The following is a 13384-nucleotide window of genomic DNA, read 5'->3' as shown; positions in this document are numbered from 1 at the left end:
TCGCATACTGACCGCGCCGGACCGGGCCGGCGCGCTGGGTGACAGACCTCATCGACTGAGAGGCCGATCATCCTCATGTCCAGACTCTTCGCCGCCCTCCTGACCTGCGTCGCCGCTGCCGCTCTGGCCACAGGCGCCGCCTTCGGGATCGTCGCCGCTCTCGACGCCACACCCGAGCAGCAGAACGTGCCGCTCGTCACATTCCCCGACCCGCCCGCCCACGGGCCCTCCGGCACACCTGGCCCCGGCGCGGGCTAGTTTGTGCCTGTGCAGGCCGGCTGACCGAGCTCATGAAGACCGGACATCCAGGAGCGGTGGTTTGGAAGCCTCGTCAGCGTGGCGCGACGTGCCACGAGAACGGATTCAGCAGTTCGCCGACCGGGCCCTGGAGCAGGTCCCCGAACTGGCCCAGGACATCCTCGCCGAGATTCGGCGGGAGTACCCGGGCCTGGTGTTCATCGTCGACGAGTCCGGAGAGCCCAAGGCCTTGGTGGCGATCCGGCACGCGCTGGAGCTCTTCGTGGAGCAGATGATCACCGGCGCGGACCGGCCGAGCGCCCTGCCCGAGATGTTCCGGGACTTCGGGCGGGGCGAGGTCGCACACGGGCGCAGCCTGGACTCCCTGCAGGGGATCTACCGGCTGGGCGTGCGCCTTTCCTGGCGGCGCATGGCGGAGATCGGCCAGCAGGCCGAGATTCCGTCCTCAGCCATGTACGAGCTCGCCGAGTCCGCGTTCGAGTACCTCGACGTGATAGTGGCCCAGTCGGTACAGGGCTACGCCGAAGCCATCGCCCGCCAGGCCGGGGAGCGGCTGCGCCTGCAACGTCTTCTCGTCGATCTCCTGCTCGCCGAGCACCGCTCGGATCCCTCCGCCGTCCTTGCCGACCGCGCGGCCGACGTGGGCTGGCACCTGCCCGAGAAGGTCGCGGTGGCCGTGCTGCTCCGCCCTGCGGCGGAGGCGGTCGCCCCGGCCGTCGGAGACGAGGTGCTGTTCGACATGGAGGGCGAGCGGCCGCGCCTCGTCGTACCGGACCCGGACGCCCCCGGACGCGCGGAGTTGCTGCACCGGGCAGTCGCCGGCTGGTCCGGCGCGATCGGCCCTTCGGTTCCCGTGACCGAGGCCGCCACGTCGCTGCGGTGGGCCGATGCCGCCGTCGGGATGATCGAACAGGGCCTGCTGCCGCGAGGGCGGCTCCTGCACTGCGGCGAGCACGTCGAAGCCCTGGTACTGCTGCCCGCAGGTGAGTTGATCGACGATCTGGCGCGAAGGAGGCTGGCGCGGCTGGACAAGTCCGGCGGCCCGGCGCACGCCCACCGTCTCGCCGAGACACTGCTGGCTTGGCTGGAAACGCGGGGAGGCGCCCCGGAGGTGGCCGCCCGGCTCGGAGTTCACCCGCAGACCGTGCGCTACCGGCTGAGACAGCTCCGCGAGTTGTGGGGCGACGACCTGGACGACCCGGACCGGCGCTTCGAACTGGAGCTGGTGCTCCGTACCCGACGGCTGCGCGGAGATCTCGTCCCGCCGCCTGACTGACCCCCGGGAGGACGCCGGCGGACGGCCCGGGACCTCGCGCCTGACAGCGTCCGCGGTCGCACAGCCGGCGTGCTCCGAGCAAGCACTTTCCGCAGCCGTCGATCTCGTCCTGGTGGTAGGGCGCATCTCTCCCGTTGCGCCGGAGCGTGAGGAGACGTGACGGCCACGCCCAGGACGATCTTGATCGGTTCGATCAGCCCAGGAAGCTCAGCCGCACCTGGCGCTCCGGGTTGTCCCTGTTCGTGTCCACCAGGCAGATCGACTGCCACGTCCCCAGTTCCAGGCGGCCGCCCACCACCGGGACCGTCGCGTGGGGAGGGACCAGGGCCGGGAGGACGTGGTCGCGGCCGTGGCCCGGGGAGCCGTGGCGGTGTTGCCAGCGGTCGTCGGCCGGGAGGAGGTGATGGAGGGCCGCCAGGAGGTCCTTGTCGCTGCCCGCGCCGGTTTCGAGGATGGCCAGGCCGGCCGTGGCGTGGGGGACGAAGAGGTTGAGCAGGCCGTCACGGCCGTCGGCGGTCTCCGCGAGGAAGCCGGCGCACTCGGAGGTCAGGTCGGTGACGGTCTCGGTGCCGCCCGTGGTGAGGGTGAGGACGCGGGTCGTGAAAGTGGACATGAGGTCATCCTGCCGCTCGTTCCGCAAGATCACGCATCCACGCTCCGGGGCGGGGAAGATCCCGGCCCCCACCCTCGTTAGTGGAATCGTGAACGATTTCGGTGTGCGCGACATGGACGTGGTGGTCATCGGCGCCGGACAGGCGGGGCTTTCGGCCGCCTACCATCTGCGGCGTACCGGGCTCGAGCCGGACCGGGACTTCGTCGTCCTCGATCACGCCCCGCGGCCCGGCGGCGCCTGGCAGTTCCGCTGGCCCTCGCTCACATACGGCAAGGTCCACGGCATGCACGCGCTGCCCGGGATGGAGCTGACCGGCGCCGACGGGAGCCGGCCCTCGTCCGAGGTGATCGGCGCGTACTTCACCGCGTACGAGGAGCGCTTCGGCCTCCGCGTCCACCGGCCCGTCGAGGTCCGCGCGGTCCGGGACGGCCAGGGCGGCCGGCTGCTGGTCGAGACCTCGGAGGGTACGTACGCGGCCCGGGCGCTGATCAACGCGACCGGCACCTGGGACCGCCCCTTCTGGCCCCGCTACCCGGGACAGGAGACCTTCCGCGGCCGTCAGCTGCACACCGCGAACTACCCCGGTCCCGAGGAGTTCGCCGGGCAGCGGGTCATCGTGGTCGGCGGCGGCGCCTCGGGGACCCAGCATCTGATGGAGATCGCCGAGGTCGCCGCCGAGACCACCTGGGTGACCCGGCGCGAGCCCGTCTACCGCGACGGCCCCTTCGGCGAGGCGGAGGGCCGCGCGGCCGTCGCCATGGTCGAGGAGCGGGTACGCAGCGGACTTCCGCCGCAGAGTGTCGTCTCCGTCACCGGGCTTCCGCTCACCGAGGCGATCAGGAGCGCCCGGGAGCGGGGGATCCTGGACCGCGCCCCGATGTTCGACCGCATCACACCGACCGGCGTGGCCTGGGACGACGGCCGGACCGTCGACGCGGACGTGATCCTCTGGGCGACCGGCTTCCGGGCCGCCATCGACCACCTCGCGCCGCTGAGGCTGCGGGAGCCGGGCGGTGGCATCCGGCTGGAGGGCACGCGTGCGGCTCGTGACGAGCGGATCCATCTCGTCGGCTACGGCCCGTCGGCCTCGACGATCGGCGCCAACCGGGCCGGACGCGCGGCCGTCACCGAGATCCGCCGAGCCCTCGACCGGGAGCCCGCCACCCTCTCCGGGTAGCCCGGCGAGGGGTCAACCGGCCGTCGCCGCCCGGCGGTTCGCGTTGAACTCCGCCACGTTCTCCTCGTGCCGCGCGTAGTCGTTCGTGAACCGCGTGTCCCCCGGCTTGACCGTCACGAAGTACAGCCACTCCCCCGGCTCCGGCGAGATCGCCGCGGCCATCGCCTGTTCCCCCGGGTTCCCGATGGGCGTGGGGGGCAGCCCCGTCCGGTTGTACGTGTTGTACGAGTTCTCGATCCGGGTGTCCGCGTGCGTGGTGTCCACGGTGGAGCGGCCGAGGGCGTAGTTGAGGGTCGAGTCCATCTGGAGCGCCATGCCGCGGGCGAGGCGGTTGTAGACGACCCGGGCGACCTTTCCCATGTCCTCGGGGGTGTCGGCCTCCGCCTGGACGATGCTGGCGATGATCACCGTCTGGTGCACGCTGACGCCGTTGCGCTGCGCGCCCGCGCTGATGTGGTCGGCGCCGAATCTCTTGCGCGCCGTGTCGACCATGTACCGCAGCAGCGCGTCGGGGGTCGTCGAGGACGTCACCGGGTATGTCGCGGGGAACAGGTACCCCTCGGGGTTGCCTCCGGCCGCTTCGGGCAGTTTCAGCCCGGTGGCCCGGGTGCCCGCGGCCTTGCGGGTGGTGCCCTGGGCGAGGCCGAGGGAGCGGTCGACGGCCGCGTAGACCTGGTTCGCCCGCCAGCCCTCCGGGATGAGCAGGGTCCGCGCCTTCTCCACCGGGGGCGCGTCGCGGTGCAGCAGCAGGGGGACCGTGACGGCCGTGGCCACGACCAGGGCGGCGCACAGGATCAGGACCAGTTTGCCGCGCCGGGTCAGCCGGGTGCGTCGGCGGCGGTTCGCGCGCCAGGACCGGTACGTCATGGGCGCACGCTAACCCGCGGCAGGGGCGATTCCCGGGAGCGCGCACGCGGCGGCGCCGCCGTTCCCCTGGGACGGGGGACCGGCGGCGCCGTGCACTGCGATCGTCAGACGAGCCAGCCCAGGAAGTGGGCGACGCCGGCGAGCAGGTTGGTGATCACGTTCATGGTGGTGCTTCTCCTCGTACGTATGCGTGTGTGGGACAGCGCGGTCGCGGTCTGCAGCCCGTCGCTTGCGCACCGTAAGCATCACGCGTCGCAGAGGAGTGGGGCAACGAAAATCGGAACGATCACACGTTCTGGGGAACAACCGCTCCCACGTTCGCGTGTTCGCCGCCGGGTGCCGTCTCGGCGTCCCGACGCACCAGCGCCGTGTACCGGCCTCCTCGGGCGAGGAGCTCGTCGTGTGTGCCTCGTTCGGCGATCCGGCCGGCTTCGAGGACCACGATCTGGTCCGCGTCGCGGACGGTGGAGAGCCGGTGGGCGATGGTGAGGGTGGTGCGTCCGGCGGAGAGCGCGTCGATGGCCTGCTGAACGGCGTGCTCCGTACGGGTGTCGAGCGCGCTGGTCGCCTCGTCGAGGATCAGGACGGGCGGGTCGCGCAGGATGGTGCGGGCGATCGCCAGGCGCTGCTTCTCACCGCCCGAGAAGCGGTAGCCGCGCTCGCCGACCAGGGTGTCGTAGCCGTCGGGCAGGGAGGCGATGTGGTCGTGGATCTGCGCGGCGCGCGCGGCGGCCTCGATCTCCTCGTCGGTGGCGTCCGGTTTGGCGAAGCGCAGGTTGTCGGCGACGGAGGCGTGGAAGAGGTACGTCTCCTGGGAGACGACGCCGACGGCCCGGGCGAGGGTGTCGAAGTCCAGGTCGCGTACGTCGACCCCGTCGATCAGGACCCGGCCGCCGGTCACGTCGTAGAGCCGGGGCACGAGATAGCTGAGCGTGGACTTGCCGGAGCCGGTGGGGCCGACCACGGCGAGGCTGCCGCCGGCCGGGACCGTGATGTCGACGGCGTCGAGGGTGGGCCCGCCGGGCGCCTCCCGGTCGTAGCGGAACTCGACGTTCTCGAAGACCACCTCGCCGGCGATCTTCTCCAGCCGGACGGGGTTCTCGGACTCGGTGATGTCGACGGGGAGGTCGAGGTACTCGAAGATCCGCTGGAAGAGGGCGAGGGAGGTCTGCATCTGCACGCCGGTGGAGAGCAGGCTCACGGCGGGCCGGAAGAGGCCCTGCTGGAGCGAGACGAAGGCGACCAGCGTGCCCAGCGAGATGGCCGGGCCGCCCGACTGGAGGGCGAGGCCCGCGGCCCAGTAGATCAGCGCCGGCATGGCGGCCATGACGATGCCGATGGTGGACATCCGCCACCGTCCGGCCATGGAGGAGCGCACTTCGAGGTCGACGAGGCGCTCGGACTCCGCGGCGAAGGAGGTGGTGAGCGAGTCGGCGCGGCCCATGGTCCGGCCGAGCAGGATGCCGCTGACGGACAGCGACTCCGTGACCGTCGCGGCCATGGCGGCCATCTGCTTCTGGCGCTGCGTGGTGATCTTCTTGCGTTCGCGGCCGACGCGGCGGCTGATCCAGACGAAGACGGGCAGCAGGAGCAGCGAGACGACGGTGAGCCGCCAGTCGAGCGCGAGCATGGCGACGATGGTGGCGACGACGGCGGTGAGGTTGGAGACGAGGGAGGTGGCCGTCGAGGTGACCGTCGCCTGCATGCCGCCGATGTCGTTGGCTATCCGGGACTGGACCTCGCCGGTGCGGGTGCGTGTGAAGAAGGCGAGCGGCATCCGCTGCAGCTGGGCGTAGACGGCGGTCCGCAGGTCGTGCATGACGCGCTGGCCGACGGTGGTGGAGATCAGCGTCTGGAGCACGCCGAAGACGCTGGTGATCACGGCGGTGGCGATCATGCCGAGGGCGAGCAGCGTGAGCAGCCCTGTGCGGCCCTGCGGGATGGCGGTGTCCAGGATCTCCTTCAGGAGGAACGGCGAGGCGACCGAGACCAGCGACGAGGCGCCGACGAGCACACCGACCAGGCCGAGGCGGGCGCGGTACGGGCGGAAGAGCCGCAGGATGCGCCGCACCTGCGCGGGCTCCTTCGGCTGCCCGGGATCACGCGCGGGAGGCGTCCAGGCGGACTCTTCATGGGGGTTCATGGGCTCCTACGAGGGGTGCGGAAGGGAGAACGATCAGAGCATAGTGCATTGTTACCTACACTCACAATGAACCAGGTCCTGATATTGTTCCCGGCATGGACACTTCCGACGGTACGAGCACTCCGGACACGCGCACAGCTGACGCGGGGAGCGCGGACGCCGACGGGCTCCTCGCCGAGCAGCTGCTCCGGCTCACCCGGCGCCTGCACCGCATCCAGAAGCTGCACCTGGAGCCGGTCGGCATCACCCCCGCCCAGTCCCGGCTGCTGCGCACCGTCGCGCACTACGACCACCCGCCCCGGATGGCCGATCTCGCCGAACGCCTGGAGGTGGTCCCCCGCGCCGTGACCAGCCTCGTGGACGGTCTGGAGGCGGCCGGCCGGGTCCGCCGCGTCGCCGATCCGACCAACCGCCGGGTCGTCCGGATCGAGCTCACGGACACGGGACGCGCGACGCTGCGGGCGTTGCGCAGCGCGCGTCGGGCGGCCGCGGAGGACATCCTGGCTCCACTGACCGTCGATCAGCGCGAGGTGCTCGGAGGTCTGCTGTCCGCCCTGGTCGACCCGTTGCCGGAGCGCCACTGCTGACCCGACCGGACGCCCCGCCGAAGGGGAGCCGAGCCATGCCACTGCTGGAACCGAACCCGCAGGCCCTGCGACCCGGTACGAAGCGGACGCCGGCCCCCGACCGGGTCCCCGATCTCCAGGCCCGGGGCACCCCCCGGCATCTGCGGGAGGAGCTCGCGGCGCTCATCGGCCCCGAGAAGGTGCTCTCCACCATCTCCGACCTGGTGCGCTACGCCTCCGACGCCAGCCCCTACCGGTTCGTCCCGCAGGTCGTGGTGGTCCCCGAGGACGTCGACGACATCTCCGCGATCCTGTCGTACGCCCACGGCAAGGGGCGCGAGGTGGTCTTCCGGGCGGCCGGCACCAGCCTCAACGGCCAGGCGCAGGGCGAGGACATCCTCGTCGACGTGCGCAGGCACTGGGTGGGCGTCGAGGTCCTGGACGGGGGCGCCCGGGCCCGGATCCGGCCCGGCACCACCCTGGCCCGGGCCAATGCCGCCCTCGCCCGGTACGGCAGGGTGCTCGGCCCCGACCCGGCCAGCGCCGTCGCCTGCACCATCGGCGGAGTCGTCGCCAACAACGCCTCCGGCATGACGGCCGGGATCACCCGGAACTCGTACCGGACCGTCTCCTCGCTCACCTTCGTCCTGCCGAGCGGCACGGTCGTCGACACCGCCGACCCGGCGGCCGACGACACGCTCGCCCGCGCCGAGCCGCGCCTGTGCGAGGGCCTGCTGGCCCTCAAGGCCGAGATCGAGGCCGACCAGGAGCTCACGGCCCGCATCCGCGCCAAGTACACCCTCAAGAACACCAACGGCTACCGCCTGGACGCCTATCTCGACGGCGCCACACCCGTGGAGATCCTGCGCGGTCTGATGGTCGGCTCGGAGGGCACCTTCGGCTTCATCTCCGAGGTCGTCTTCGACACCCTGCCCCTGGACCGCGCGGTCTCCACCGCGCTGCTCCTCTTCCCCTCGCTGCCGGCCGCCGCCGCTGCCGTGCCCCGCTTCACCGAGGCCGGGGCGATCGCGGTCGAGCTGATGGACGGCAACACCCTGCGCGCCTCGGCCCGCGTCCCCGGGGCGCCGGCCGACTGGGCGGAGCTGCCCAGCGAATCGGCGGCGCTCCTGGTGGAGTTCCGGGCTCCGGACGCCGCCGCGCTGGAGGCGTACGAGGAGGAGACCGGCCGGGTCCTGGAGGGGCTGGACCTCGTCGCCCCCGTCGGTTCCGTCGACAACGCCTTCACCCGCGATCCGGGGACGATCGCCCGCCTCTGGAAGGCGCGGAAGGCGTTCGTGACCGCGGTGGGCGGCTCGCGCCCGCCCGGCACGACGCTGATCACCGAGGACTTCGCGGTGCCGCCAGACCGGCTCGCGGAGGCCTGTGCCGAACTGCGCGAGCTGCAGGCACGGCACGGCTTCGAGGCGGCCGTGGCGGGTCACGCCGCCCACGGGAACCTCCATTTCCTTCTCGCCTTCGACGCCGCCGACCCCGCCGCCGTCGAGCGGTACGCGTCCTTCATGGACGCGTTCTGCAAACTGACCGTGGAACGGTTCGACGGCTCGCTGAAGGCCGAGCACGCCACCGGCCGCAACATCACGCCGTTCCTGGAGCTGGAGTGGGGGCCGAAGGCCACCGAACTGATGTGGCGGACCAAGGAGCTCATCGACCCGGACGGGATCCTCGCCCCCCGGATCGTCCTCGACCGGGACCCGCGGGCGCATCTGCGCAATCTGAAGACCATCCCGAAGGTCGAGGCGATCGCCGACCCCTGCATCGAGTGCGGATTCTGCGAACCGACCTGCCCCAGCCGGGACCTGACGACCACACCCCGCCAACGCATCGTGCTGCGCAGAGAGATGATGCGGCAGAGCGACGGCTCTCCGGTCGAGGCCGGTCTCCTCGCCGCGTACGGCTACGCCGCCGTCGACACCTGCGCGGGCGACTCCACCTGCGCGCTGGCCTGCCCGGTCGGGATCGACACCGGTGCGCTGATGAAGGAGTTCCGGCACGCGCGGCACTCACCCCGGGAGGAAGGGATCGCCGCGCTCACCGCCCGCGACTTCCGGGGCGTGGAGGCCGCGGCCCGGCTCGCGGTCGCCGCCGGCGACCGGATCGGCGACCGGCTGATGGAGTCGGTGACCGGGCTCGTACGCAGGGCGGTGCGGCCCGACCTCGTACCGCGGTGGCTGCCCGAGATCCCCGGTGCGGCGGCCCGTCGCCTGCCGCCCACCCACCGCCCGGCGGCGGTCGCCGTCTACTACCCGGCCTGTGTGAACCGCGTCTTCGGCGGTGCGGACGAGGCGCGCGGTCCCTCGCTCCCCGAGGCGGTGGTGCGGGTCTCCGCCCGTGCCGGAAAGCCGGTGTGGATCCCGGACGACGTGGCCGGTACGTGCTGCGCGACGATCTGGCACTCCAAGGGGTACGAGCGCGGCAACGCGGTGATGGCCAACCGGATCGTGGAGGCGGCCTGGGGCTGGACGGCGGGCGGACGGCTCCCGCTGGTCGTCGACGCCTCCTCCTGCACGCTCGGCATCGCTCACGAGGTCGTGCCGTACCTCACCGACGACAACCGGGAGCTGCACGCGGAGCTGACCGTGGTCGACTCGCTGGTGTGGGCGGCCGACGAGCTGCTCCCTCGGCTCGACGTGCGCCGCAGGCTCGGTTCGGCGGTGGTCCATCCGACGTGCTCCATGCTCCACCTGGGCGACGAGGACCGGCTGACGGCCCTCGCCGCGGCGTGCGCGGTCGACGTCGTCGTACCGGACGACGTGGCGTGCTGCGCCTTCGCGGGCGACCGCGGCATGCTCCATCCCGAGCTGACGGCCGCCGCCACCGCGCGCGAGGCGGCCGAGGTGACGGCCCGCCCCTTCGACGCGCACCTGTCGGCGAACCGGATGTGCGAGATCGGCATGGACCGGGCGACCGGGCGGCGTTACGAGTCGGCGCTCCTCGCCCTGGAGCGTGCCACCCGGCCCTGACGGCCCGGGCCGGCCGACGACGAGGGTCCCTCACCGGCCGGTGAGGGACCCTCGTCGTTCCTGGGCGGCGGCAACCGGAGGCGAAGAGTCCAACCACCCGTCGCAAGAGTCCAATCCGCGCCCTTGCGCACCACGAACCTCAACGGCCAGGGTCCTGTGCGGGATTCATGAACCAGCCATGCACACCGCACCCGGAGGTTCGATGAACGACAACGCACCACAGCCCCCGAGCCGCCGTTCCGTACTCCGGACCACGGCCGGCGCGGCCGGAGCCGGCCTCGGCCTCGGCGCCCTGAGCGGCGCCCCGGCCCACGCCGCTCCCGATGCCACCGCCGCCCACGCCGCTGCCGCCGGCCACGCCGAAGAGGCGGCGCGGACACCGCCGCGCCGGGGCGCCACCATGGCCGGCGTCCCCTTCGAGGGCCGCTCCACCGTCCGGGTCGGCATCATCGGCCTCGGCAACCGCGGCGGCAGCATGATCGACCTGTTCCTCGCCCTGCCCGGGGTGCGGGTGGTCGCCCTCTGCGACCCGGTGAAGGCGAAGACGGAGCGCGCCGCGGCGAAGGTCGTCGCCGCCGGCCAGCCCTCCCCCGCCGTGTACACCCACGGCGAGGACGACTACGAGCAGCTCTGCGAACGCTCCGACCTGGACTTCGTCTACGTGGCCACTCCCTGGCACCTCCACTTCGCGATGGCGCGGGCGGCGATGCTGAACGGCAAGCACGTCGGCGTCGAGTGTCCGGTCGCGATGCGGCTCGACGAGCTGTGGCAGCTGGTCGACCTCTCGGAGCGGACCCGCCGCCACTGCATGCAGCTGGAGAACTGCTGCTACGGCCGCAACGAGATGCGGGTGCTGCGGATGGCCCACGCCGGGAAGTTCGGCGATCTGCTGCACGGCGCGGGCGCGTACAACCACGATCTGCGGGAGCTGATGTTCTCGCCGACGTACTACGAGGGCCCCTGGCGCCGCTTGTGGCACACCCGGCTGCGCGGTGATCTCTATCCGAACCACGGTTTCGGTCCCGTCGCCAACTACATGGACGTCAACCGCGGGGACCGGGTCGTCAGCATCAGCAGCTTCGGGACGCCGGCGCTCGGTCTGGCCCAGTACCGGGCCGAGCAGGTGCCGCCGGGCGACCCGAGCTGGAAGGAGACGTACATCGGGAGCGACCGGACGATCAGCCTGCTCCAGACCGCGAAGGGCCGGGTCATCCGCCTGGAGCACGACGTCTCGACCCCGCACCCGTACAGCCGTATCAACAGTCTCGGCGGTACGCGGGGTGTCTTCGAGGACTATCCGGCGCGGATCTATCTGGAGCCCGACCACAAGGGTCATCAGTGGGGGGACTTCTCGGCGTACGCGGGCGAGTTCGACCACTGGCTCTGGAAGGAGCACGCCAACCCGCCCGGCGGGCACGGCGGCATGGACTACATCATGATCTTCCGGCTTATGCAGTGCATGCGGCTGGGGCTCGTTCCGGACTTCGACGTGTACGACGCGGCGACCTGGACCGCTCCGGTGCCGCTCAGCGACGCCTCGATCAAGGCGAAGGGCGCGCCTCAGGCGATCCCGGACTTCACCCGGGGCGAGTGGCGCAAGGCCAGGTCCGGCGTGGACTCGGCCAGGCCGGCGTAGCGCACGGCGAGCGGGGCCCGGCGCGCGGCGGCGCGGTCGGGCCCCGCTCGCCGGGGGGCGGCCGTTCAGCAGCGAAGGCGGTCCTGCGTGAGGGTGCCCTGCACCGTCCTGAGAGTCCGGTCGTAGCAGCCGCCGGAGCCGTACAGCCGGTACCGGTCGGTCGTCGTGCCGACCGCGTGCCGCTGATCGCGGGGCACGCCCGTGGTGTAGGTGGCGTCGCCCGCGTAGCTGTGGTCGAGGCGCGAGAAGGACGCCCGCTCGCCGCCGCGCAGGACGACGGTGTCGGCCCGGTCGCCGAGCGCGAGCACGGTCCGCAGCCGGTCGCCGGCTCCGACCGTGGTCTCGCCGTCCATGGTGTACGTGCGGTGGGTGCGGGTGGTGGTGCGTCCGGCGGTCACGGTCTCGTCGTCGGTCCACCGCGCGGTGAGCGCGTCGGGGTTCTCGCCCTCGCCCCAGCGGTGGACGGAGGTGTGCGCGACGGCCCGGGTGACCGTGGTGTCGACGCGCCCGTGCGAGGTGTCGAGATGGCCCGCGACGGTGAGCCGGTGTCCGCCGTCCGTCTCCAGACGGTGTTCCGAACCGGGCGTGTACACAGAGGAGTTGCGCGGGGAGCTGCCCTCGTGACGGTCGAGCGAGCCGGTGACGACCGACCTTCCCTCGTCCTGCCAGAGCAGCACGTTGGTCGGGGTGCTCCAGCCGGTCCGCCCGGCCGGGACGCCGAGCACCGACACCTCGACCCGGTGCGCGCGGCCGTCGTTGAGGAGGCCGGCGAAGGGCGTCAGGTCGTAGACGATCGGCTGGACGTCGAAGGCGCGCGGGCCGGGGGTGACGTACCAGAGGAAGGGGTTGGACCAGCCGCCGGTCCACACCGTGGGGAACGGGGCGGCGATCCCCGCGAGCCTGCCGTCGACGGAGATCCGCACCTCGCGGTAGGGGCCGTCGGTGGCCTTGCAGGAGTACGGGGCGGTGTCGGGGACGGTCAGGTACCAGTACTCCTCGCAGCCGCCGCCGGAGCCGGTGGCGTACACCTCGGCGAGGATGCGTTCGGTGTTCCGGGGAGTGGTCAGGCTGGTGGAGTGCAGGGGGATCACCCGGTCGGGGGTGTCCGCGGCGGGCTTCACCGGTCCTCGCGCCGTGTAGAAGGTGAGCGTGACGCGGACGTCGAGAACACCGGTGTACGTCTCGTTCACGACATTGCCGATGAGCATCTCGACGGGCTGCGGGCGGCTGAGCGTGTCGCGGTAGCGGGTGACGTCCTTCTCGACCGACCAGCGGATGCCGTCGGGCGAGGGCTGGGGTGTCGAGGTGCGGAAGATCTCCACACCGCCGACCGCGACGTGGCCGAGCCGGTCGTACTGACGGCCCTTCACCTCGCCGTCGAGGCGGAGCACGACCTTGCTCCAGCGGGTGCCGCACTTCTCGGGCGGGGTGTAACTCCCCTTGTACGGCGTGAAGTCACGGAACTGGGCGGCGGCGAGGGTGATCTCGCAGGAGGGGGTGGCCGGCTTGGCGACCGGCGGCGCCGCGGTCACCGGGTCGTGCCAGTCGGTGGTGAACTCGGCCGGGGGCGCGTCGGCCGGAGCCTGGGCGGTGGCCGGGCGCGCGGCCACGGGGTGCGCGGTGAGCAGGGCACCGGCGGCCAGCACCAGAGCACTGATCATGCCCATGATCTTCTGATGTCTCATGGGTCGCGAGTGAAACGCGGGTGACGCGGGGCGTCCAGAGGGCGTCGTCGGATCTTGGCGCGTTCTGTGCCTGATTGCGAATAAATCGATTGCCGTCCGCCGTCCCCGGACGCGAACCTTGCACGGTTTGAACCGACCGGCCACAAGCCGACGAGCCACCGGACCACCGGACCACCGGAAGA

The 13384-nt window shown here is 72.0% G+C and carries 10 protein-coding genes; 6 read left to right on the top strand and 4 right to left on the bottom strand.

The features are described from left to right. Positions 1 to 75: 75 nt before the first annotated feature. Both ACIRB4_RS17055 and ACIRB4_RS17050 read left to right on the top strand, forming a co-directional pair. Positions 76 to 258 carry a hypothetical protein gene (locus ACIRB4_RS17055; protein WP_403292000.1) on the top strand — a complete coding sequence of 61 codons (183 nt, stop codon included), beginning with the start codon at positions 76 to 78 and terminating at the stop codon, positions 256 to 258. An 88-nt stretch (positions 259 to 346) separates the two neighbouring features. Further along, positions 347 to 1534 carry a helix-turn-helix domain-containing protein gene (locus ACIRB4_RS17050; protein WP_403291999.1) on the top strand — a complete coding sequence of 396 codons (1188 nt, stop codon included), beginning with the start codon at positions 347 to 349 and terminating at the stop codon, positions 1532 to 1534. Positions 1535 to 1727: 193 nt separating this feature from the next. Here ACIRB4_RS17050 and ACIRB4_RS17045 read toward each other — a convergent pair whose 3' ends face one another. Beyond that, positions 1728 to 2147 carry a secondary thiamine-phosphate synthase enzyme YjbQ gene (locus ACIRB4_RS17045; RefSeq protein WP_403291997.1) on the bottom strand — a complete coding sequence of 140 codons (420 nt, stop codon included), beginning with the start codon at positions 2145 to 2147 and terminating at the stop codon, positions 1728 to 1730. A gap of 112 nt (positions 2148 to 2259) precedes the next feature. Between ACIRB4_RS17045 and ACIRB4_RS17040 the strand changes: the two genes are divergently transcribed. Then, complete coding sequence (locus ACIRB4_RS17040) at positions 2260 to 3324, top strand: NAD(P)-binding domain-containing protein (RefSeq protein ID WP_403292397.1); 1065 nt, start codon at positions 2260 to 2262, stop codon at positions 3322 to 3324. A gap of 12 nt (positions 3325 to 3336) precedes the next feature. Here the strand turns inward: ACIRB4_RS17040 and mltG are convergent, their stop codons facing one another. Further along, a complete protein-coding gene (gene mltG, locus ACIRB4_RS17035) occupies positions 3337 to 4191 on the bottom strand; it encodes an endolytic transglycosylase MltG (protein WP_403291996.1) in 855 nt (284 codons plus the stop codon). Positions 4192 to 4477: 286 nt separating this feature from the next. Continuing rightward, complete coding sequence (locus ACIRB4_RS17030) at positions 4478 to 6334, bottom strand: ABC transporter ATP-binding protein (protein WP_403291994.1); 1857 nt, start codon at positions 6332 to 6334, stop codon at positions 4478 to 4480. Positions 6335 to 6429: 95 nt separating this feature from the next. Between ACIRB4_RS17030 and ACIRB4_RS17025 the strand changes: the two genes are divergently transcribed. The 3 genes from ACIRB4_RS17025 to ACIRB4_RS17015 all read left to right on the top strand — a co-directional run bounded on the left by ACIRB4_RS17025 (position 6430) and on the right by ACIRB4_RS17015 (position 11517). Continuing rightward, positions 6430 to 6921, top strand: a complete 492-nt coding sequence (locus ACIRB4_RS17025) for a MarR family winged helix-turn-helix transcriptional regulator (RefSeq protein WP_403291992.1) — start codon at positions 6430 to 6432, stop codon at positions 6919 to 6921. 35 nt (positions 6922 to 6956) lie between these two features. After that, positions 6957 to 9881 (top strand): FAD-binding and (Fe-S)-binding domain-containing protein, encoded by a 2925-nt coding sequence (locus ACIRB4_RS17020; RefSeq protein WP_403291991.1) that lies wholly within the window; start codon positions 6957 to 6959, stop codon positions 9879 to 9881. Between the two features lie 178 nt (positions 9882 to 10059). Then, entirely contained in the window at positions 10060 to 11517 is a 1458-nt protein-coding gene (locus ACIRB4_RS17015; protein WP_403291989.1) for a Gfo/Idh/MocA family protein, read from the top strand. Positions 11518 to 11582: 65 nt separating this feature from the next. Here the strand turns inward: ACIRB4_RS17015 and ACIRB4_RS17010 are convergent, their stop codons facing one another. Next, entirely contained in the window at positions 11583 to 13202 is a 1620-nt protein-coding gene (locus ACIRB4_RS17010) for a peptide-N4-asparagine amidase (RefSeq protein WP_403291988.1), read from the bottom strand. Positions 13203 to 13384: the final 182 nt, after the last annotated feature.

Source organism: Streptomyces sp. NPDC093600, assembly GCF_044764755.1.
Taxonomy (GTDB): domain Bacteria; phylum Actinomycetota; class Actinomycetes; order Streptomycetales; family Streptomycetaceae; genus Streptomyces.
The sequence above is the reverse complement of the archived record's forward strand: the minus strand, read 5'-3'. Positions and strand labels throughout refer to the sequence as shown.

Excerpts from the sequence above, each read along its gene's own strand:
- ACIRB4_RS17025 (WP_403291992.1), top strand. The coding sequence starts at position 6,430 with ATGGACACTTCCGACGGTACGAGCACTCCGGACACGCGCACAGCTGAC.
- ACIRB4_RS17045 (WP_403291997.1), bottom strand. The coding sequence starts at position 2,147 with ATGTCCACTTTCACGACCCGCGTCCTCACCCTCACCACGGGCGGCACC.
- ACIRB4_RS17020 (WP_403291991.1), top strand. The coding sequence starts at position 6,957 with ATGCCACTGCTGGAACCGAACCCGCAGGCCCTGCGACCCGGTACGAAG.
- ACIRB4_RS17010 (WP_403291988.1), bottom strand. The coding sequence starts at position 13,202 with ATGAGACATCAGAAGATCATGGGCATGATCAGTGCTCTGGTGCTGGCC.
- ACIRB4_RS17040 (WP_403292397.1), top strand. The coding sequence starts at position 2,260 with ATGGACGTGGTGGTCATCGGCGCCGGACAGGCGGGGCTTTCGGCCGCC.
- ACIRB4_RS17055 (WP_403292000.1), top strand. The coding sequence starts at position 76 with ATGTCCAGACTCTTCGCCGCCCTCCTGACCTGCGTCGCCGCTGCCGCT.
- mltG (WP_403291996.1), bottom strand. The coding sequence starts at position 4,191 with ATGACGTACCGGTCCTGGCGCGCGAACCGCCGCCGACGCACCCGGCTG.
- ACIRB4_RS17015 (WP_403291989.1), top strand. The coding sequence starts at position 10,060 with ATGCACACCGCACCCGGAGGTTCGATGAACGACAACGCACCACAGCCC.
- ACIRB4_RS17030 (WP_403291994.1), bottom strand. The coding sequence starts at position 6,334 with ATGAACCCCCATGAAGAGTCCGCCTGGACGCCTCCCGCGCGTGATCCC.